Source organism: Pectobacterium brasiliense (genome assembly GCF_016950255.1).
In the GTDB taxonomy this organism is placed as follows: Bacteria; Pseudomonadota; Gammaproteobacteria; order Enterobacterales; family Enterobacteriaceae; genus Pectobacterium; species Pectobacterium brasiliense.
This window is the reverse complement of the sequence record NZ_JACGFN010000001.1, coordinates 2362511-2384390: the sequence shown is the minus strand read 5'-3', so window position 1 is coordinate 2384390 and position 21880 is coordinate 2362511. Positions and strand designations below refer to the sequence as shown.

Here is a 21880-nt window from a genome sequence, read left to right as displayed (position 1 = left end):
TTCATGTGTCTTTCCTGGTATTAGCATGACGAACCCATTATTACGTGTTCTTATTTTTACAGCATTAATTTTTCACCGCGTGAGATACCGGAAGTCGCGTTATAACCATTCCCGAAAAAAGCATCCTTTTACAATATGGAAGGAAAATGATGAAGAATAGAAAAACGGTCTTTGAAATCATCTCTGAATGGTCACTGAAAAGTCCCGATAAAACGGCGGTGGAATTTAATGGCGACAGGCTGAATTATGAACAACTAGAATTTCAGTCGTGCCGTTTGGCAGATTATTTGTTATCACATTATCCAGATAATAAACGGGGCAGAATCGCCGTTTATCTGGAACCTGGTGTGATGATGCCCGTGGTCTTGCTGGCTATTTTAAAAGCAGGACATACCTATGTTCCGCTCTCGCATTTTCATCCGTCAGAAAGAATTATGCAGATCCTTGATGATTCTTCGGCATTTTTACTTATTTCTACGCGAGCGATGTTAAATAAAACGGCTATCGATAAGGTTTTTCCCTCTACGCTGGTAGTAGAGGATATCCATTATCCTGCGTCACCCGTGACGACGCTGCCACCCGTTTGCGAAAACGATCTTGCTTATATTCTCTATACCTCCGGTTCTACAGGGAAACCAAAAGGGGTGGCCATTGAGCACCGGAACCTGAATTATTACCTGAACTGGTTTAATGAGGATGTGTGGCCAGAGACCCGTGCGACGCTCCCTCTGACATCGACACTCAGCTTTGCCGCTGCCGTGACACAGCTTTATGCGCCTTTATTACGCGGCGACACCCTGTTTATTTTACCTGCCGACAGCTTGAATGAGCCGGAGGTGTTATTACGCTGGCATCAGCACCATCCCGACGGCGCCATTTACTGCGTGCCGACCGTTTGGGATGAATTGCTGCGTTATCAGGCATCTTCTTCTCACGCGTGGGCATTACCTAAAACGGTTTTTCTCTCCGGCGAGCCTGTCTCTTTTGATTTAAAAGAGCGTACGTTCCAGCAGATTCCTGATGTCAGGCTCTTTAATCTGTACGGCCCGACGGAAACAACGGCCAACTGCTCATTTTCTGAATTAAGGCCGGGGAAACATGTGACGCTCGGTAAGGCACTGCGTGGCAGCGAAATTATGATCGTGGATGAGAGTCTACGTCCCGTGGCTGAAGGGGAAGAAGGGGAAATTTGCGCATTCGGTGAAGGTGTCGCCCGTGGCTATATTAATCGCGATGAATTAACGCAGCAGCGTTTCTTCACCCATGTTCGAGCCGATAAACGCTCTTGGGGGCACCGTACCGGCGATCTAGGGAAAATGACGCCAGAAGGGGAGATCCTGTATCTGGGACGTATCGATCGCCAGATTAAGATTAATGGCATTCGTATCGAGCCTGAAGAAGTCGAAATTGTGTTACGTCAGCATGGCGATATCGACAAGGCGCTGGTGCGGCCGATTCAGGAAAACGGGCGTCAGCGTCTGGTCGCCTATCTGGTGAGCCGTAACCCATCGCTTGCTACGAACGATCTGCGCCGCTTCTTGCAGGATAAACTACCGCGAGCGATGCATCCGTCCCACTTTATTATGCTGGAAACCCTGCCCAAATTGCCTAACGGGAAATTAGATGTGAGCCGGCTTCCAGAGCCTTGTCCGCAGCGCCCTGAGTTGGGATATCCGGTTAAAACCGCAGGTAATGAGCTGGAACAGGAACTGATCGATATCTGGCAAGAGGTGCTTGGCTTTCGTGAACTCGGCGCCAACGATAACTTTTTCGATTTAGGGGGCGATTCGCTTCAGGCGATGAAAGCCCGGCTACTGATTAGAAAAAGGCTGTTTAGTGAAATTGATTACCCGTTATTTTTCAACAACGCGACGCCCCATCTGCTGGCTTTCATCGTCCCTTACTATGTGAACGATGACGAGCCTGCGTTTAACGAGAACAACGCGGATATCGAGGCGCTCGCCCCCTCATCGCAGCAGCGTTATTTTCTGACGCTGGACCAGCTCAGTCCGGAGCCATCGGCCTATCAATTGGCTTTCCGTCTGACGATAAAGGGCCCACTGGATGAGTCCGCCGTGGAGTGGAGTATTCGGCGTATTCTGGAAGGCAATCCGGTGCTGCGAACCCGCTTCGATCTGGATCGGCTACAGTGCCTTGAAGGGGATTATCCGATCGAGGCGATCTCGATTGAACGGCTGACGGCGTTCTCTCCCGATGGGGGAAAGAATACGCTGAGCGACCGACGGCTGCTGGAACTGATCAGTACGCCGGAAATGGATGTAGAGCACTCGCCGCTCATCTGTTTTCATCTGATTTCGCTGACAACGCAACGGCATATTCTGCTGGGACGTGTACACCATACGGTATTCGATCATGATGCCATTGGTTTGTTCTTCCATCAGTTTGTTGATTACGTCCGTGCTTATAGCGCCGGCGATCGCAGCTATCGAATAGGCAGTGAAGAGCGCTATCTGCGCTATCGGCAGCTGCAACGGCGCACCAAAGATCAGTGCTACCCAAGAGAGCGGCAGTTCTGGCTGGATAAGATGGAGGATTACCTGGCTGCAGGAGCCGATGCGACGGCATTTCCGCTCAGTGATAGCCAGGACGGAGAAAATTATTGGTGCATTTTGTCAGATACGCTGACGCAGGCGATAAAGCACTATGCCCAACAGCATCGCACGACGCCGTTTGTTTGCATGCTGACCGCTTTTACCCAACTGCTCAAAACGACAAACTATCGTCATGTTCCTATCGGTATTCCGGTGTCGAACCGTATGTTGACGGAAAACGCCACCACAATAGGCTGTTTCGTTAACATGGTGGCTTACTACGATGATGCGCCGGCTCAGGAATCTTTCAGCACGCTTTTGGCCCGCAGCCAGAATAAGATCCATGCGATTTTGGACAATCAGACGTTGCCTTATGATGTGTTAATGGCCGATGTCCGTGCTAAAGGATGGTCTGACAAGCTGCGTTTTCCTGTGAGTTTTAACTATCTGACGGCCATGCCGCCAGCCGTACAGATCAATGAAACGGCATATCAGATTACGGATATTGCTAATCATCAGGCTCGGCTGGATTTAACGCTCTCTGTTTATGACGAGGAGGCTCTGACGCTGTGTTTTAATTATCAGCAGGCGGCTTTTAACGCGGAAGAGATTGCTGCGCTGTCCCATCAGTACCATCAAATTCTGATGGATATCGTAGAGCCAAATACGTCTCTCTTGTGCAGTAACCTGTAGAGAACGCTCACGAAGGTGTCCCGAATTGAGACACCTTCGTTGAGGAGCCCCGCAGATAGGGATTGGCTTTATTGGCAGGGCATTGGCTGGAGGGATGAATATGTCAGTAAAGGGAAAGCAGTAGCAGGAAGGCAACGACATGCTTTCCTGCCATATGGGCGACGTGCGGTTGAAAGCCCTTATTCTTAAGAACGCTTGCCTTCAAGAACGCTCACTCTCAAGAGCATTGACCTTTAAGAACAATCTCTTAAGGGGCTGGTGGGGTTTTGTCACCGGGCGTTTCTTTCTGAGCCTCATTAATCAAATGAACGCCTTTCCTGGCCTGTTTTATTTCCGATGCGACATCCAGAATATCGTTATTCTCTCGATAGCTGAAGAAATTTGCCAGCAGCGTAACCAGCCCTACGCTAATAGCGCCAACCAGATAGCCTAATCCAATTGCGTTCTCCATTTTACTAATATTAATGTGCAGCAATTCGGCGATAATCCCTACCAGTGAGAAGGCAGCTGAAATGCTGATGATGATAATGATTAATGCGGCAATGAACTTGTCGTAATTATTCAGTTTCTGCGGTCGCCAAAAAAAGGAAATACTGAGGCCGCCGAATAGTCCTGCAACTGATGCAATAATATCACTGATCAGAATGTCATAAATGATAGGGAGTTGTGATGTATCCATAATATATCCACGATGAATTACTCTGTGAAATAGCATTTTTTAACTTCGGTTGACTATTAATTTGGCGTGATGGCTTGTAGGAATAGGGCTTTTTCTGCTTCTCTGCGGCGAAGGAGTCCTTCCACGACTTGCTCACCATCTTTGTCCCAGCGTGGAAATTGATCGGCTGCGCCGGCATAGTCACCTTGGTTAAGCAGGCGTAATAATGTCGATGTCTTCAGACTATTGACTCCCAGATTGTAGGTAAATGATGTTAATGCACCAAATTGATTTCCGTTGAGATCAACGTTCACATAATGCTGAACACCGGCTTCCGCCGTTTTTAAGTCCTGCCGTAACAATAAATCTGCTTCCTGGAGGGTAATTCCATTATCAAAGTTTTCATTCGGCAGTATTAAATGTCCATATCCAATCGTCCATTTACCTGCGGTGTCACGATACTTTGTTAATTTCAGACCTTCAAAACTCTTAATCAGAGAGAGACCCGCTTCATTGATCGTGCCTGGAATGTTAGCCATTGTTTTTTTCCTCTTGCGTTATTCGGGGGAGAACGAGATTGGTGTATTCATCAATTAACCGCATGATGCTTTCCGGAGGATCCAGCGCAGTGAATTGCATTTCTATATCGACGTGCTGACTATTTCTGCCTTTTTTGTTTTTGTTTTTGTCTGAAGGCGACATGCTGACGTGAAAATTAGTGATGTTATGATCGTCTAAAGATGAGGTGATTTTGTCCTGGCTGACCGCATCGGTTCTCACCGTCATTCGCACTTTCATTTTTTCCAGCATCAACCCCCTTGGGGTAGAAAGCGCAACCAGTGGCAGTTCGACGTGGTGCCGGGGATCGAGTTGAATCGCAACCGTCTTTGGGGTTAACAGGCCATCAGCATCACGTTCAAAAAAAGGTTCGAGAGTCTGTCGATATTGATGAGCGATAAATTGATTGGCGGCGGTGGCAGCATGCTGCATACCGCGAGCAATGTCTGCTAGCGTCATTGCCTTGGATGACGCCATGCTATCGCTCTGTGTGACATGGGGATTTTTCTCTTGGGTATTATCACCCTTGTCTGTTTTTTTATTTTCCCCCGTTATCCAGTTCTTAAACGACATACGTTCTCCTTATCTTATTCTTCAGACAATAGACATGAATAGCCTAGGTTAAATAAATGATAATTTGAGAAAACGTTAACAGATAATAAGGGTGGCGCGTATCAGTCATTGTGTTAGAGATATAATGTAATATGACATAGGCCATTTTCCTCTCTTTTATTTTTTCTGTTTTAAATTGGCAATAAATATTTTGTGTGTTTATGAAATCATTACGCCGTTAGGTCTTATTTTGAGATAATATTTCATTGCTAAGAGTATGCCTCTTTGGGGCGGTTTTCTGAAATTATCATGTCAGTATGCTCGAGTAAATATGGCTCAGTCTATAAGGTAAACGGCATATGCCAAATGGCGTGACATCATATCTTTCAAGATAGGCTAAAACTTCTTAGAGGGCATTTTTAATAAAATAAAGGTAAATGGAGATTGCACAGTGAATGTTGTTATCATTGACAAGTCCCCTGTTTTCATTCAGGGGTTATCTGTTGGGCTGAATGATTTTATGCACGATGCCAATATTGTTGGCATAAAAGACATTGACGATGTATGGCCTTTCCTTGAGGAGATGAACAACGCTTTTATTTTACTCAATTGTAATAAAGAAAGTGGCGAGTACAGTTTTTTCCTGGAAGCACTGCATGAAAAATATATTAACGCCAGTGTGATTATTATGGTTGATGCGATTGAAAGACATATTTTGAATAATTATCTGAAACACCATGTGATGGGCGTCATTCTTAAAACATCGCCGGTTGATTCTATTGCTCAGGCATTAAAAACGGTGTCAATGGGTATGGTGTGTTTGCCGGATGATGGGGTGATCTATGAGGGGTGGAGTGTCGATAACAGTGTAAAAGGCAAACTCAGTGAAAGGCAGCATGAGGTTCTGCAACTGATTGCGTCAGGGGCTTCTAATAAACAAATCAGTCGAACATTAAACATCAGTGCAGGCACCGTGAAGTCACACCTGGAGTCGATTTTCAGGCGGCTTAATGTGCGTAACAGAACACAGGCTGCGATCGTACTATTAGAAGAAGAACGAAGATAAGTTTTATCCTATTATATTATTTAGTTATTGTTTGATTTTTAAGCATCAGGGAATCCCCCACAGCGTCGCCTCTTTCCGCTATTTCTGGCGTCCGTGCCTTTTTGCAACGGTTGGCTCGCTTTGCCGCTAGCGTGACGACACAAGATCTGCTTCCTACAGTGGAATGCCTATCATCGCGATGGCCGCTTCTACGTCCTTTATGATTCTTGACAAAAAAGCGTATTACACGTATAAAAATCGCCTTCGAACCAATCCTATGGATGACTTGCATTTATGCAGTTGTCAGCGTAGTATTTGCCACGATTTCGGACGCGGGGTGGAGCAGCTTGGTAGCTCGTCGGGCTCATAACCCGAAGGTCGTCGGTTCAAATCCGGCCCCCGCAACCACTTAACTTCCAGTAAAGTGTTTTTTCAAATACGTTCTTCACTCAATTTCTATCTCTTTTTGCAGTGATTTTTGAAAAAATCCTTCACCGAAAGTTATGCCGCGCTGGTTAGCGGTATTAGGGTCCAGTTGCATAAAGCCCCGATTTTTCGGGGTTTTTTGTTATTTGGCAACAAACAACTGGGCTATTAGGCCCTTTTTTTATGTCTTGGGGGTGGACTTGTCCACATTAGAGCAAAAATTAACAGAGATGATTTCAGCACCCGTTGCCGCATTAGGCTACGAATTGGTTGGGATTGAGTTCATCCGCAGTCGCCAATCGACGCTGCGTATCTATATTGATAGTGAAGATGGGATCACTGTTGATGATTGTGCTGATGTCAGCCACCAGGTCAGTGCGGTATTGGACGTAGAAGATCCAATCACTGTCGCCTATAACCTGGAGGTGTCGTCTCCAGGGCTTGAGCGTCCTTTATTCACGGCAGCACATTATCTGCATTTCGTCGGTGAAGAGGTCACAGTGGTGCTGCGTATGGCAGTCCAGAATCGCCGTAAATGGTTGGGTGTGATCAAAGCTGTTGACGGCGAAATGATCACCATAACAGTGGAAGGCAAAGATGAAGTATTCGCGCTGAGCAACATTCAGAAAGCGAATCTTGTACCCCACTTTTAAAGTTTGGATGAGGCAACTAGGATGAACAAAGAGATTCTGGCTGTTGTTGAAGCAGTTTCCAATGAGAAAGCCCTTCCGCGCGAGAAGATTTTTGAAGCGCTGGAAACCGCACTGGCGACAGCGACCAAGAAAAAATATGAGCAGGAAATTGATGTCCGCGTCAGTATCGATCGCAAAACGGGCGATTTTGATACCTTCCGTCGTTGGTTAGTGGTGAATGAAGTCACTCAGCCAACCCGCGAAATTACGCTTGAAGCGGCACAGTTTGAAGATCCTGCTCTTGATGTCGGCGGTTACGTTGAAGATCAAATCGAATCCGTAACGTTTGACCGCATTACGACGCAAACGGCAAAACAGGTTATCGTACAGAAAGTTCGTGAAGCAGAACGTGCGATGGTTGTTGATCAGTTCCGTGAGCAAGAAGGCGAGATTATCACCGGTGTCGTGAAGAAGGTGAACCGTGATAATATTTCGCTTGAAGTCAGACCAATCGATGGCTCTAACACCAGTGCAGAAGCGGTAATTGGCCGTGAAGATATGCTGCCTCGTGAAAATTTCCGCCCTGGCGACCGTATTCGTGGCGTGCTGTACTCTGTTCGTCCTGAAGCTCGCGGTGCTCAACTGTTTGTCAGCCGTTCCCGTCCGGAAATGCTGGTTGAACTCTTCCGCATTGAAGTGCCAGAAATCGGTGAAGAAGTTATCGAGATTAAGGCAGCGGCCCGCGATCCGGGTTCACGTGCAAAAATTGCAGTGAAGACCAATGACAAACGTATCGATCCCGTCGGTGCTTGTGTCGGTATGCGCGGTGCACGTGTGCAGGCTGTTTCCAGCGAGCTGGGCGGCGAGCGTATTGATATCATTCTGTGGGACGATAATCCTGCGCAGTTTGTCATCAATGCCATGGCACCTGCCGATGTGGTATCGATCGTGGTTGATGAAGATACTTGCACGATGGATATCGCTGTTGAGTCGAGCAACCTGGCTCAGGCGATTGGTCGAAACGGGCAGAACGTACGTTTGGCTTCCCAACTGCTGAAACAGCATCGTTCAGACGATCGTTGGGAACTGAACGTGATGACAGTGGAAGATCTTCAAGCCAAGCATCAGGCTGAAGCACATGCTGCAATCGACGTCTTTACCAAGCACCTTGATATTGATGACGAGTTTGCCACCGTGCTGGTTGAAGAAGGTTTCTCCTCCCTTGAAGAACTGGCTTACGTGCCAATCAAGGAACTGTTGGCCATCGAAGGCCTTGATGAAGAAACCGTTGAAGCATTGCGTGAGCGTGCGAAAGCCGCATTAACAACGCTGGCACTGGCGCATGAAGAAAGCCGAGGTGACGGTCAACCTGCTGAAGACTTGCTTGGCTTGCCTGGGCTGTCGCGTGAGTTGGCATTCAAGCTTGCTGCGATCGGTGTTTGTACGCTGGAAGATCTTGCTGAACAGGGTGTTGACGACCTGACAGATATTGAAGAGCTCAATGATGAGCAAGCGGGCGAATTGATTATGGCCGCACGTAATATCTGTTGGTTTGGCGACGACAACGAATAACGAACTGTAGCAGGAAAGGAACAGCATGACAGATGTAACCGTAAAATCGTTGGCCGCAGAGATTCAGACTCCGGTTGACCGCCTGATACAGCAGTTTGCTGATGCGGGAATGACCAAGTCTGCGTCAGACTCTGTGACCCAGCATGAAAAAGAAACGTTATTGGCGCATCTGAACCGCGATCGCGGTAATGCGCCGAGTAAATTGACGCTGCAACGCAAAACGCGCAGCACGTTAAATGTCCCTAGCACTGGCGGAAAAAGTAAGTCGGTGCAGATCGAAGTCCGCAAGACACGCACTTATGTAAAACGCGATCCGATTGATGCCCAACAGGCTGAAGAGGAAGAGCAGGCACGGCGTGAAGCGGAAGAACAGGCACAACGTGCCGCTGAAGAGCAGGCTAAACGCGAGGCCGATCTGCGCGAAGCTGCTGAGAAAGCGAAGCGTGCTGCCGACGAGCAAGCCAAACGTGAGGCCGCTGAAAAAGCTAAGCGTGATGTAGCGGAAAAAGAAAAAGTGACGAACCAACAAAACGAAAGTATGACCAAGCCGGCTCAGTCTGAGAAAGCGAAACGTGAAGCGGAAGCTGCCGAACTTAAGCGTAAAGCAGAAGAAACTGCGCGTCTCAAGGTTGAAGAAGAAGCGCGTCGTATTGCTGAAGAAGCTCGCCGTATGGCTGAAGAAAATGCCGGGCGTTGGGAAGCGGAAAGCGCTAAACCTGAAGAATCTGCCGATTATCATGTGACGACCTCTCATCATGCCCGCGAAGCGGAAGATGAAAACGACCGTCAGGTTGAAGGCGAGCGCCGTACCCGTACTCGCGCAGCCAAAGTCACCAAGCAGAAGAAAGGTAATCGCCAGTCTGAGTCCAAGGCTGACCGTGAAGAAGCGCGTGCTGTTACCCGCGGTGGTAAAGGTAAACGTAAGCCAAGTACACTGCAGCAGAGCTTCAATAAGCCTGCTCAGGCAGTAAACCGTGATGTAATCATCGGCGAAACGGTTACTGTTGCTGAATTGGCTAACAAAATGGCGGTTAAAGGCTCTCAGGTCATCAAAACGATGATGAAACTGGGTGCGATGGCAACCATCAACCAGGTCATCGACCAGGAAACCGCGCAACTCGTCGCGGAAGAGATGGGGCATAAAGTTATCCTGCGTCGTGAAAACGAGCTGGAAGAAGCGGTAATGAGCGACCGTGATACGGGTGTTGCAGCGGAATCCCGCGCGCCAGTCGTGACCATCATGGGTCACGTTGACCACGGTAAAACCTCACTGCTTGACTATATTCGTTCAACCAAGGTAGCAGCAGGTGAAGCGGGTGGGATTACCCAGCACATCGGTGCTTACCACGTTGAAACCGACAACGGTATGATCACGTTCCTGGATACGCCGGGACACGCCGCGTTTACCGCAATGCGTGCTCGTGGTGCTCAGGCAACGGATATCGTGGTACTGGTTGTCGCTGCGGATGATGGCGTGATGCCTCAGACCATCGAAGCGATCCAGCATGCGAAAGCGGCTCAGGTTCCGGTTGTTGTTGCAGTAAACAAAATCGATAAACCTGACTCTGATCCAGATCGTGTGAAAACGGAACTGTCTCAGTACGGCATCATGCCGGAAGAGTGGGGCGGCGAATCTCAGTTTGTTCACGTGTCTGCTAAAGCCGGTACCGGTATCGACGAACTGCTGGATGCGATTCTGTTGCAGGCCGAAGTTCTGGAACTGAAAGCGGTCCGTAGCGGCATGGCGAACGGTGTTGTGATCGAATCCTTCCTGGATAAAGGTCGTGGTCCGGTTGCAACCGTACTGGTTCGTGAAGGTACGCTGAATAAAGGCGATATCGTTCTGTGCGGCTTCGAATATGGCCGTGTTCGTGCGATGCGTGATGAATTAGGCCGTGAAATCACGTCTGCAGGTCCTTCTATTCCTGTAGAAATTCTCGGTATGTCCGGTGTGCCTGCTGCAGGTGACGAAGCGACGGTTGTTCGTGACGAGAAGAAAGCGCGTGAAGTGGCCTTGTATCGTCAGGGTAAATTCCGTGAAGTTAAACTGGCTCGTCAGCAGAAATCTAAACTGGAAAACATGTTTGCCAACATGACAGAAGGTGAAGTTTCTGAGCTGAACATCGTTCTGAAATCTGACGTTCAGGGTTCTTGTGAAGCGATTTCCGATTCACTGCAGAAACTGTCTACTGATGAAGTAAAAGTGAAGATTGTCGGTTCCGGTGTGGGCGGTATCACAGAAACGGACGCCACGCTGGCAGCAGCATCGAATGCGATTATCCTTGGCTTTAACGTTCGTGCAGATGCATCAGCTCGCCGCGTCGTTGAAGCGGAAAGTCTGGATCTGCGTTATTACTCCGTCATCTATGATTTGATTGACGAAGTGAAGCAGGCGATGAGCGGTATGTTGGCGCCGGAATATAAGCAAGAGATCATCGGTCTGGCCGAAGTGCGTGACGTCTTTAAATCACCGAAATTTGGCGCTATCGCGGGTTGTATGGTGACGGAAGGTATCGTTAAGCGCCACAACAAGATCCGTGTATTGCGTGACAACGTGGTGATCTATGAAGGCGAGCTGGAATCTCTGCGCCGCTTCAAAGATGACGTTAACGAAGTCCGTAACGGCATGGAATGTGGTATCGGCGTGAAGAACTACAACGACGTTCGCCCTGGCGATATGATCGAAGTCTTTGAAACGATTGAGATCAAACGTACGATCGCGTAATCCGTTTTCAGCGACGACGTAAGTGATTCGTAAGGGGGGCCTAGTGCCCCCCGATTTTTACTGGAGAATTTATCATGGCAAAAGAATTCAGCCGCACCCAGCGCGTTGCGCAGGAAATGCAAAAAGAAATCGCCATTATCATTCAGCGTGAAGTGAAAGATCCGCGTATCGGCATGGCGACTGTATCCGGTGTGGAAGTGTCCCGCGATCTGGCGTATGCCAAGGTTTTTGTGACCTTCCTGAATGATAACGAACCAGAGCAAGTTCAAACGGCAATCAAAGCACTGCAGGATGCATCTGGTTTTATCCGTACCCTGGTTGGCAAAGCAATGCGCCTGCGTGTTGTCCCGGCACTGACATTCTCCTACGACAACTCGTTGGTTGAAGGGATGAGAATGTCCAATCTGGTGACCAATGTGATCAAAAACGATACGGAACGTCGTTCTGTTACGGGCGAAGATCAGGAGGATTAATGAGTCGTCCTCGTCGCCGTGGCCGTGATATACACGGCGTATTGCTATTAGATAAACCGCAGGGCGTGTCGTCTAATGATGTTTTGCAGAAGGTAAAACGGATTTTTAACGCCAACAGAGCGGGCCATACGGGGGCGTTGGATCCGTTAGCCACCGGTATGTTGCCGATTTGTCTCGGGGAAGCGACGAAATTTTCCCAGTATCTGCTGGATTCTGATAAACGCTACCGTGTTATTGCTCGACTTGGACAACGGACTGACACTTCTGATGCCGATGGCAACGTGATTGAAGAGCGTGCAATTGGTTTTTCTGCTACCGATCTGGAGCAGGCGCTGGAAGGTTTTCGTGGTACCACGCAGCAAGTGCCGTCCATGTACTCGGCGCTGAAATATCAGGGGCGTAAGCTGTATGAGTATGCGCGTCAGGGTCTGACGGTTCCACGTGAAGCGCGTGAAATCACCGTGTACGAACTGCAGTTCATTCGCTGGGAAGGTGATGAGCTAGAACTGGAAATTCACTGTTCGAAAGGCACGTACATCCGTACCATTATTGACGACCTGGGCGAAAAGTTGGGCTGTGGCGCGCATGTGATTTACCTGCGTCGTTTACAGGTTGCCACTTATCCTACCGAAAGAATGGTGACGCTGGAGCAGCTAGCGGCTTTGTCCGAGCAGGCTCAAACACAAGAGCTTCCACTTTCGCAGAGCCTCGATCCGCTGCTTATGCCGATGGAAAGCCCAGTCATTGATTTTCCTGAGGTGAATCTGACGCCGGTTGTCGCGGGCTATTTGAAGCTGGGGCAAGCAGTTCAGGCAGCGAATGTGCCCTCGAACGGTATGGTGAGAATCACCGAAGGTGACGAACACAAATTTATCGGAATGGGTGAAATCGACAGCGATGGTCGCGTTGCGCCACGTCGTCTGGTTGTTGAGTTTCCGGTGTAAACCCGCCTGTTGCTGCCTTGCTATCGCAGAACGCTGAGGGTAGAATAGCGCGGCTTGACTATTGGGTGGCTGAATTAGAGATCGGCGCCTGTTTTTTTATCTATAATGTTTGGAGTATTACAATGTCTCTAAGTGTTGAAGCCAAAGCTAAAATCGTAGCAGACTTCGGTCGTGGCACTAACGATAGTGGTTCTACTGAAGTTCAGGTTGCTTTGCTGACTGCGCAGATCAACCATCTGCAAGGCCACTTTTCTGAGCACAAAAAAGATCACCACAGCCGTCGTGGTCTGCTGCGTATGGTTTCTCAGCGTCGTAAGCTGCTGGACTACCTGAAGCGTAAAGATGTAGCACGTTACACCAGTCTGATCGAGCGTCTGGGTCTGCGTCGCTAAGTCTTCTGAGTTTCAGTGGGAAGGGGCCTCTTTTGGCCCCTTTCTTCTAGGAAGCGTTAGCAAAACAGAGTAGTGTATTGTTGTTAATATGATCTTTCATTACAGAGGTTCGCGCGGCTAATGAGAGGCTTTATCTGCATAAGCAAGATAAGGGTTGTCATTAGTCGTGAGGATGTAGTGTAAAGGTCGGGAGTTCACTGGCGCGTTTATCTTGAATACGTGTAGCGCGCCCCAGCTAAGGATATTATTTTGCTGAATCCGATCGTCCGTAAGTTCCAATATGGTCAGCATACCGTCACGTTAGAGACCGGTATGATGGCTCGCCAGGCTACCGCCGCTGTGATGGTAAGCATGGATGACACCGCGGTATTCGTTACCGTTGTCGGCGCGAAAAACGCCAAACCCGGCCAAAGTTTCTTCCCATTAACGGTTAACTATCAGGAGCGTACTTACGCTGCTGGACGTTTCCCTGGTGGTTTCTTCCGTCGTGAAGGTCGTCCAAGTGAAGGCGAAACGCTGACTTCTCGTCTGATTGACCGCCCGATCCGCCCTCTGTTCCCAGAAGGTTTCCTGAATGAAGTTCAGGTGATTGCGACCGTCGTTTCTGTTAACCCACAGGTTAGCCCTGACATCGTTGCCATGATTGGTGCCTCTGCGGCGCTGAGCCTGTCTGGTATTCCGTTCAACGGCCCTATCGGTGTTGCACGCGTCGGTTACCTGAACGATCAGTATGTCCTGAACCCAACGATGGATGAGCTGAAAGAAAGCCGTCTGGATCTGGTGGTTGCAGGTACGGAAGGCGCGGTTCTGATGGTGGAATCCGAAGCCGACCTTCTGAGTGAAGATCAGATGCTGGGTGCTGTGGTGTTTGGTCACGAGCAACAGCAGATCGTTATCCAGAACATCAACGCTCTGGTTGCTGAAGCAGGCAAACCGAAGTGGGAATGGCATGCGCCAGAAGTTAACGTTTCTTTAGAGCAGCGTGTACAGGCTTTGTCTGAAGCACGTCTGGGTGACGCTTACCGCATCACTGAAAAACAAGAGCGTTATGCGCAAGTTGACGTCATCAAAGCTGATGTTGTTGCCGCTCTGCAAGCTGAAGACGAAACGCTGAATGCGGGAGATATCCAGGAAATTCTGGGTAACGTTGAGAAAAATGTCGTACGCAGCCGCGTGCTGGCTGGCGAACCGCGTATCGATGGCCGTGAAAAAGACATGATTCGTGGTCTGGATGTGCGTACTGGCGTACTGCCGCGTACTCACGGTTCCGCACTGTTCACCCGTGGTGAAACGCAGGCGTTGGTCACTGCAACGTTGGGGACTGAGCGTGATGCACAGAATATTGACGAACTGACCGGTGAACGTACCGATCGCTTCCTGCTGCACTACAACTTCCCTCCGTACTCTGTCGGTGAAACCGGTATGGTCGGTTCGCCTAAGCGTCGTGAGATCGGTCACGGTCGTCTGGCGAAGCGTGGCGTGTTGGCAGTGATGCCGAAGGCGAACGAATTCCCGTACACCGTGCGTGTAGTGTCTGAAATCACGGAATCCAACGGTTCTTCTTCCATGGCGTCTGTCTGCGGTGCTTCTCTGGCACTGATGGATGCGGGCGTGCCAATCAAATCAGCCGTTGCGGGTATCGCGATGGGTCTGGTTAAAGAAGGCGACAATTTTGTTGTTCTGTCTGACATTCTGGGTGACGAAGACCACCTGGGCGATATGGACTTCAAAGTTGCTGGTAGCCGTGAAGGTATCACTGCGCTGCAGATGGATATCAAGATCGAAGGGATTACCCGTGAGATCATGCAGGTTGCTTTGAATCAGGCCAAAGGTGCACGTTTGCACATTCTGGGCGTGATGGAGCAGGCGATCAGCACGCCACGTGGCGATATCTCTGAATTCGCACCGCGTATTCACACCATCAAGATCAGTACCGATAAGATTAAAGACGTGATCGGTAAAGGTGGTTCTGTGATTCGTGCGCTGACCGAAGAAACGGGCACAACGATTGAAATTGAAGACGATGGTACTGTGAAGATCGCTTCAACCGACGGCGAAAAAGCGAAACACGCGATTCGTCGTATTGAAGAGATCACTGCCGAAATCGAAGTCGGCCGCGTGTATCAGGGTAAAGTTACCCGCATCGTTGATTTTGGTGCTTTCGTCGCTATTGGCGGCGGCAAAGAAGGCCTGGTGCATATTTCTCAGATCGCCGATAAGCGCGTAGAGAAAGTGACTGACTACCTGCAAATGGGTCAGGAAGTGCCAGTCAAGGTTCTGGAAGTTGATCGCCAGGGCCGCGTGCGCTTAAGCATCAAAGAAGCAACTGCGCAAACTCAGGAAGCGGCAGCCCCGTCTTCTGAGGAATAAAGACTGTTAGATAACGGTCTTATGGCACCTTGCCTGATTATCATGGCAAGGTGCTGCGTGTATCGTAAGGGAATGGATGTCCTTGCGTTGAGCGGTCCGGGACAGGATGTTCATCCAATGTTTGTCTTCGGGAGTGGGAAATGAAGCCTTTCTTGCGCTGGTGTTATGTTGCAACAGCACTCATGCTGGCAGGATGCAGCAACACGGATTGGCGTAAAGACGCAGTATTGGCGATTCCGTTACAGCCTACTTTGCAGCAGGAAGTTATCCTGGCACGCATGGAACAAATCCTTGCAAGCCGGGCATTAACCGATGATGAGCGAGCACAGCTATTATATGAGCGCGGAGTGCTGTATGATAGTCTCGGGTTACGGGCATTGGCGCGGAATGATTTTTCACAAGCGCTGACGATCCGCCCTGATATTCCAGAAGTTTTTAACTATTTGGGTATCTATTTAACGCAGGCAGGCAATTTTGATGCTGCCTATGAAGCGTTTGATTCTGTACTAGAGCTTGATCCAACTTACAATTACGCGCGTTTAAACCGGGGCATCGCTTTGTATTATGGCGGTCGCTACCTGTTAGCGCAGGATGATCTGCTTGCGTTTTATCGAGACGATCCGAATGATCCTTTCCGTTCGTTGTGGCTGTATCTTGTGGAGCGAGAAATCAATCCAGAGACGGCCAAAATTGCGTTGAAGAAACGCTATGACGACGCCAAGAAAGGGCCTTGGGGATGGAATATTGTCGAATTCTATCTGGGCAGTATCAGTGAAAAAACACTGATGCAGCGTTTACAGGTAGAAGCTACGGATAACACTTCGCTCGCTGAGCATCTCAGTGAAACTGACTTCTATTTAGGTAAGCACTACCTAAGTCTGGGGGACAAGAACACCGCTTTGGCGCTGTTCAAGCTGACGGTTGCCAACAACGTCCATAACTTTGTTGAGCACCGCTATGCATTGTTGGAATTGGCGCTATTAGGCCAAGAGCAAGACGACCTATCAGGATCGGACCAGCAATAGCTGACGAACACTTAATCAGCCTGAAAAACTTCGGTTATCACCTTCACGGGTGAGGGCTTTTTTGTTCGCTTTTTAATCCAATTTGAGCCGGTTCACACTTTTCAATGAAAATGACTGAAAATTTTCACGACGAGTTATGTAGACTGGCCGCCATGTTTAATGAGGCACGTGTACATGACTGATTTAGTAACTTCTTTTGCCGATTTGGGGCTGAACACCTCCATCCTTAATGCCCTGACTGATTTGGGCTATGAAAAACCGTCTCCGATTCAGGCGGAATGTATTCCTCACCTGCTGAACGGTCGAGACGTGCTGGGTATGGCACAGACCGGTAGCGGTAAAACAGCAGCGTTCTCTCTGCCATTACTGAACAATCTGAAACCTGAACTTAAAGCACCACAGATTCTGGTGCTGGCACCGACCCGCGAGCTGGCGGTGCAGGTAGCAGAGGCCTGCAATGATTTCTCCAAACATATGCACGGCGTGAACGTCGTCGCACTGTACGGCGGCCAACGCTATGACGTGCAACTGCGCGCTTTGCGTGGTGGTGCACAGATCGTCGTGGGTACGCCGGGCCGTCTGCTGGATCACCTGAAACGTGGTACGCTGGATCTGTCCAACCTGAGTGGTTTGGTGCTGGACGAAGCTGATGAAATGCTGCGTATGGGCTTCATCGAAGATGTTGAAAACATCATGGCTCAGATCCCTGCTGAACATCAGACTGCGCTGTTCTCTGCGACCATGCCTGAAGCGATTCGCCGCATTACGCGCCGTTTCATGAAAGATCCGCAAGAAGTTCGCATTCAATCAAGCATTACTACGCGTCCAGACATCAGCCAGAGCTACTGGACGGTGCAGGGTATGCGTAAAAATGACGCGCTGGTACGTTTCCTGGAAGCGGAAGATTTTGATGCGGCGATTATTTTCGTTCGTACCAAAAATGCGACGTTGGAAGTGGCCGAAGCCCTGGAGCGTAGTGGTTACAACAGCGCCGCGCTGAACGGTGACATGAATCAGGCGCTGCGTGAGCAAACGCTGGAGCGTCTGAAAGATGGTCGTCTGGATATCCTGATCGCGACCGACGTTGCGGCGCGTGGTCTGGACGTTGAGCGTATCAGCCTGGTAGTTAACTACGATATCCCGATGGATGCTGAGTCTTACGTTCACCGTATTGGCCGTACCGGTCGTGCTGGTCGTGCGGGCCGTGCTCTGCTGTTCGTCGAAAACCGTGAACGTCGCCTGCTGCGCAACGTTGAGCGCACAATGAAGCTGACCATTCCTGAAGTGGAATTGCCAAACGCAGAATTGCTGGGTCAACGCCGTCTGGCTAAGTTCGCCGCTAAAGTACAGCAACAGCTGGAAAGCAGCGATCTGGACATGTACCGTGCGCTACTGGCAAAACTGCAACCGCAGGAAGAGCTGGATGTCGAAACGCTGGCCGCTGCGCTGCTGAAAATGGCGCAGGGTGAACGCCCTCTGATTCTGCCGCCAGATCCGGTATTCCGTCCTCGTCGCGAATTCCGCGATCGTGATGAGTCTCGCAGTGATTCACGTGGCGATCGTCGTCGTGATCCTCGCGATTCTCGTGACAGCCGTGACGGTGACCGTCCACAACGTCGTGAGCGTCGTGATGCTGGTGAGATGGAACTGTATCGTATTGAAGTGGGTCGTGATGACGGCGTTGAAGTTCGCCACATTGTTGGTGCTATCGCCAATGAAGGTGATATCAGCAGCCGCTACATCGGTAACATCAAGCTGTTCGCGTCTCACTCGACGATTGAACTGCCGAAAGGTATGCCGGGCGACCTGTTATCACATTTCACCCGTACGCGTATTCTGAACAAACCAATGAATATGCAGTTGATGGGGGATGCAGTTGCACAGCCAGAACGTCGTGGCGGTGGTCGTCCTGGTGGCGAACGTCGTGATGGCGCAGCACCACGCCGCTCTTTCGGCGGTGGTGAACGCCGTGAAGGTAACAGCGGTGAGCGTCGCGAGCGTTCTTTCAACCGTGATGCCGCACCGCGCGCTCCACGTCGTCGTCCTGCTGACGCATAAGCTACGATTTTTTTAAAATCGACTGCAATACAAAACGACCCTTAACGGGTCGTTTTTTTTGGTCACAACAAACTCACTCATTCGATATTACAGCGTCTGCCGTACATCCATTGCGATTTCAAACGATCGCAGTCGCGCCTGATGATCAAAGATTTGCCCATTGATCATCACTTCATCCGCCTGTGTTTCACGCAAAAGACTCTGCAATCCATGACGGACTTTCGTGCTATCGCCAACAATCGACAGCCGCAGTGCTTGCTCCGCACCAAACTGCTCGGCAGGCGATCCGACTGTGTCGATGTTTTCTACCGGCGTGGGCAGCGGGCCCGGTGTACCACGGCGCAGATTGATGAACTGCTGCTGCATTGAGGTGAAGAGGAAACGCGCATCCCGATCGCTATCGGCCGCCACCACATTGACGCAAACCATCGCATAAGGTTTGGCGTGGGTGGCTGAAGGTATGAAGTGTTCGCGATAGAGACGGAATGCTTCCAGCAACATATCGGGCGCGAAATGGGCGGCGAAGGCAAAAGGTAGCCCCAGTCTCGCGGCCAGCTGTGCGCTATACAAGCTCGAACCCAATAGCCAGATCGGAACGTGTAGGCCTTGTCCCGGGACTGCTTGTACCGGCTGACCCGGCAGTGCATCGGCGAAATAGCGTTGTAGTTCCTGCACATCGCGTGGGAAATCTTCGATATCGGCATTAAGGTGACGGCGCAGCGCCATCATGGTGCGCTGATCGGTACCGGGCGCGCGACCTAATCCCAAATCGATACGGCCGGGATACAGCGATTCCAGCGTACCGAACTGCTCGGCGATGACGAGCGGCGAGTGGTTCGGTAGCATTACGCCGCCGGAGCCGAGACGAATGCGCTGTGTTCCCGAAGCAAGATAACCGAGAAGCACGGAAGTCGCCGCACTGGCGATACCGGTCATGCTGTGGTGTTCCGCCAGCCAATAGCGGTGATAGCCCCATTTTTCTGTATGCTGCGCCAGATCCAGCGAGCGATGGAAGGCGTCGCACGCTGTCGCACCTTGCGGAATCGGCGCAAGATCGAGGACGGAAAACACGGTGGGTTGAGAAGACATAGACATAACATGGCTCACTTTGTTGTTCACTGACTCCACCCATTTGGTGGATGCTTAACGCCGTCAGTCAATGATGAAAGTCAGATCAGTATGCGGGAATGTCGCGGTTATACGTAGTTCAAAGGTGCGCTTAGGAAGGAAAGGGCGGCTGGCCGCCCTGAAAGGAAATGCGTTATTGAACGAGTTCAAGGCCAGCGACGCGACGCCAGTAGCCGTTGCAATCCGCCTGATTTTCCAGCGTTAATGGTGCATTGCCTTGTTCGTTGGCGCGAAATTTATCCAGCATCGCCGGCGTGCTGATATCGTTCGGGGATAGCCTGACGATATCGACCAGATCTTGCATTGACGTCAGTTCGTTGCCGAGGTTGTAGCAATAGCCGCTTTGCGTCTGAATGCCGTTGAGGACAAACACCTGCTGGTTCTCCTGCGACAGCATTTTTCTTCCTTGCGGATAGCTGAGACAGCAGGTTTCGCATTCATCCTTCGGCCGATCTTCTGAACGAGCGGTAAAGCAGCGAGCGGAATAGGCTAACGGTAAATGGCCATAGCTGAGCACTTCCACTTCAAACTGATGGCGAAAGCCAAGCTCGTCGCATTGGTTCAGTAAGTTTTGCAGCCAGTCTCGGGATAGCTCAACTGGCATGCACCAGCGCACCATGCCTTGTTTATGCAGGACTCGCAGCGTATACGCGTTATAGCAGTTGAGCGCATGTCCGGCGACAAACGGCAGATTGCGTTCGGCGGCGATGTTAACTGCGCCCAGATCGTTCGCTTCCAGCAAGAACTCGCCGTTCTCCACATAGCGTTTTAGCTCGGTAAGCTCAGACGGCGCTTGTAAGAGCGCCAGAGTAGAGATCACCACCTGCTTTCCGCTGTTGGCGACCTCACGAGCAACGTTGAACCAGTCTGCCACCTTCATCAGGCGGCGCTTGCTGCACACCGTTTCACCGAGATAAATGATATCGGCGCTGCTGTTCACCGCGGCCTGATAAAACGCCTCAACATCCTCTTTCGGCCAATAGTAGAGAATATTCCCTAATGCGTATTTCATGTGTTCTCCTGCTACTGCCATTTGCGGTGATAAGCGCCGAGCGTGGTTTGTGTGCCTTCAGCCACTGCACCTAACGCATCCATCCAGGCCTGAGTGGGAACGAATGTCTCAGGATTGGCGCGGCAGCGATCGATAGCCTGTCGCCATACTTGCGTAATCTGGCTGACGTAGGCCGGGCTGCGCTGGCGGCCTTCTATCTTCACGGAGGCAATATTGGCAGCCATCAGTTCAGGCAGCAGTTCCAGCGTGTTCAGGCTGGTTGGTTCTTCTAACGCATGGTAGCGCTGCCCATCGACTAAATAACGCCCTTTGCACAACGTGGGATAACCGGCGTTTTCATCGTCCTGATAGCGGTCGATCAGGATGTTGTTTAGGCGTGATTCCATGCCGTTTTCCGTCTGCTGCCAGCGTACAAATCGCGCTGGTGAACAGGCACCCACGGTATTCGGTGATTCACCGGTCAGATAAGAAGAGAGATAGCAGCGGCCTTCCGCCATGATGCACAGGCTGCCGAAGGCGAACACTTCGAGCGGCACGGGGCTGGTGCGGGCGATTTGCTTCACCTGGTGGATGGACAGCACGCGCGGCAGCACGATGCGTGAGACATCAAAATGGCGATGATAGAAACGGATCGCTTCGGTGTTTGTCGCGGAAGCCTGAACCGACACGTGACGCTCAATGTGGGGATAGCGCTCGGCGGCATATTCCAGCATGGCGAGATCGGCGAGGATCAGCACGTCGGCCCCGATCTGCGCAGCCATATCGACAGCGCGTTGCCAGCGCTGATAGCCGTCCGGGTGCGCAAACGTATTGATGGCGATATGCAGCTTACGCTGGTGGCGATGCACGTACTCGCGCGCTTCCTGTAGCTTCTTGTCGGTAAAGTTAAGTCCGGCAAAATGACGTGCGTTGGTGTCATCTTTCAGGCCGATATAGACCGCATCTGCGCCATTATCGATGGCAGCTTTCAGTGCCGGCAGGTTGCCAGCGGGGCAAAGCAGTTCCATACACAATCCTTCATTAATCCCTTCGGGGCCGTAGCGGCTCGGTACGATCAATGATGTT

General features: G+C 50.5%; 18 protein-coding genes and 1 tRNA gene. 13 read left to right on the top strand and 6 right to left on the bottom strand.

Going from position 1 to position 21880, the window contains the following annotated elements; genetic code table 11:
* Positions 1-146 precede the first annotated feature (146 nt).
* Complete coding sequence (locus tag H4F65_RS10615; RefSeq protein ID WP_100068783.1) at positions 147-3245, top strand: non-ribosomal peptide synthetase; 3099 nt, start codon at positions 147-149, stop codon at positions 3243-3245.
* A 247-nt stretch (positions 3246-3492) separates the two neighbouring features.
* Here the strand turns inward: H4F65_RS10615 and H4F65_RS10610 are convergent, their stop codons facing one another.
* From H4F65_RS10610 to H4F65_RS10600, 3 genes are read right to left on the bottom strand one after another with little or no spacing between them, the layout of a single operon-like run.
* Positions 3493-3924 (bottom strand): hypothetical protein, encoded by a 432-nt coding sequence (locus H4F65_RS10610; RefSeq protein ID WP_010279681.1) that lies wholly within the window; start codon positions 3922-3924, stop codon positions 3493-3495.
* 56 nt (positions 3925-3980) lie between these two features.
* A complete protein-coding gene (locus H4F65_RS10605; RefSeq protein WP_010279682.1) occupies positions 3981-4442 on the bottom strand; it encodes a lysozyme in 462 nt (153 codons plus the stop codon).
* Positions 4435-5034, bottom strand: coding sequence for a DUF2589 domain-containing protein (locus tag H4F65_RS10600; protein WP_010279683.1), 600 nt, complete (start codon positions 5032-5034; stop codon positions 4435-4437). The genes H4F65_RS10605 and H4F65_RS10600 overlap by 8 nt, the downstream gene beginning before the upstream one ends.
* Before the next feature lie 430 nt (positions 5035-5464).
* Between H4F65_RS10600 and H4F65_RS10595 the strand changes: the two genes are divergently transcribed.
* The 12 genes from H4F65_RS10595 to H4F65_RS10540 all read left to right on the top strand — a co-directional run bounded on the left by H4F65_RS10595 (position 5465) and on the right by H4F65_RS10540 (position 18675).
* Entirely contained in the window at positions 5465-6079 is a 615-nt protein-coding gene (locus tag H4F65_RS10595) for a response regulator transcription factor (RefSeq protein WP_010279684.1), read from the top strand.
* Between the two features lie 310 nt (positions 6080-6389).
* Positions 6390-6466, top strand: a tRNA-Met gene (locus H4F65_RS10590).
* Between the two features lie 218 nt (positions 6467-6684).
* A complete protein-coding gene (gene rimP / locus H4F65_RS10585; protein WP_010279686.1) occupies positions 6685-7137 on the top strand; it encodes a ribosome maturation factor RimP in 453 nt (150 codons plus the stop codon).
* Between the two features lie 21 nt (positions 7138-7158).
* The gene (nusA, locus tag H4F65_RS10580; RefSeq protein WP_010279687.1) at positions 7159-8688 is read left to right on the top strand and encodes a transcription termination factor NusA; all 1530 of its coding nucleotides are present in this window, start codon (positions 7159-7161) and stop codon (positions 8686-8688) included.
* 25 nt (positions 8689-8713) lie between these two features.
* Positions 8714-11413 carry a translation initiation factor IF-2 gene (gene infB / locus H4F65_RS10575; RefSeq protein WP_010279690.1) on the top strand — a complete coding sequence of 900 codons (2700 nt, stop codon included), beginning with the start codon at positions 8714-8716 and terminating at the stop codon, positions 11411-11413.
* A gap of 74 nt (positions 11414-11487) precedes the next feature.
* Complete coding sequence (gene rbfA / locus H4F65_RS10570; RefSeq protein ID WP_010279693.1) at positions 11488-11886, top strand: 30S ribosome-binding factor RbfA; 399 nt, start codon at positions 11488-11490, stop codon at positions 11884-11886.
* Complete coding sequence (gene truB, locus H4F65_RS10565; RefSeq protein ID WP_010279695.1) at positions 11886-12830, top strand: tRNA pseudouridine(55) synthase TruB; 945 nt, start codon at positions 11886-11888, stop codon at positions 12828-12830. The genes rbfA and truB overlap by 1 nt, the downstream gene beginning before the upstream one ends.
* A 122-nt stretch (positions 12831-12952) precedes the next feature.
* Complete coding sequence (gene rpsO / locus H4F65_RS10560) at positions 12953-13222, top strand: 30S ribosomal protein S15 (RefSeq protein ID WP_010279698.1); 270 nt, start codon at positions 12953-12955, stop codon at positions 13220-13222.
* Between the two features lie 249 nt (positions 13223-13471).
* Complete coding sequence (pnp, locus tag H4F65_RS10555) at positions 13472-15592, top strand: polyribonucleotide nucleotidyltransferase (RefSeq protein ID WP_010279699.1); 2121 nt, start codon at positions 13472-13474, stop codon at positions 15590-15592.
* Positions 15593-15732: 140 nt separating this feature from the next.
* Positions 15733-16617 (top strand): lipoprotein NlpI, encoded by an 885-nt coding sequence (gene nlpI, locus H4F65_RS10550; RefSeq protein ID WP_010279700.1) that lies wholly within the window; start codon positions 15733-15735, stop codon positions 16615-16617.
* A 104-nt stretch (positions 16618-16721) separates the two neighbouring features.
* Positions 16722-16799: a protein YrbN gene (gene yrbN / locus H4F65_RS22160; RefSeq protein ID WP_099606227.1), complete on the top strand. Its 78-nt coding sequence runs from the start codon at positions 16722-16724 to the stop codon at positions 16797-16799.
* The gene (locus tag H4F65_RS10540) at positions 16792-18675 is read left to right on the top strand and encodes a DEAD/DEAH family ATP-dependent RNA helicase (protein ID WP_010279703.1); all 1884 of its coding nucleotides are present in this window, start codon (positions 16792-16794) and stop codon (positions 18673-18675) included. The genes yrbN and H4F65_RS10540 overlap by 8 nt, the downstream gene beginning before the upstream one ends.
* Before the next feature lie 87 nt (positions 18676-18762).
* On the opposite strand, the gene H4F65_RS10535 is transcribed toward H4F65_RS10540, so the two are convergent.
* The 3 genes from H4F65_RS10535 to ubiU all read right to left on the bottom strand — a co-directional run bounded on the left by H4F65_RS10535 (position 18763) and on the right by ubiU (position 21822).
* A complete protein-coding gene (locus tag H4F65_RS10535) occupies positions 18763-19770 on the bottom strand; it encodes a luciferase-like monooxygenase (protein ID WP_039318923.1) in 1008 nt (335 codons plus the stop codon).
* 166 nt (positions 19771-19936) lie between these two features.
* Positions 19937-20815, bottom strand: coding sequence for a U32 family peptidase (locus tag H4F65_RS10530; protein ID WP_010279707.1), 879 nt, complete (start codon positions 20813-20815; stop codon positions 19937-19939).
* A gap of 11 nt (positions 20816-20826) precedes the next feature.
* A complete protein-coding gene (gene ubiU / locus H4F65_RS10525) occupies positions 20827-21822 on the bottom strand; it encodes a ubiquinone anaerobic biosynthesis protein UbiU (protein ID WP_010279712.1) in 996 nt (331 codons plus the stop codon).
* Positions 21823-21880: the final 58 nt, after the last annotated feature.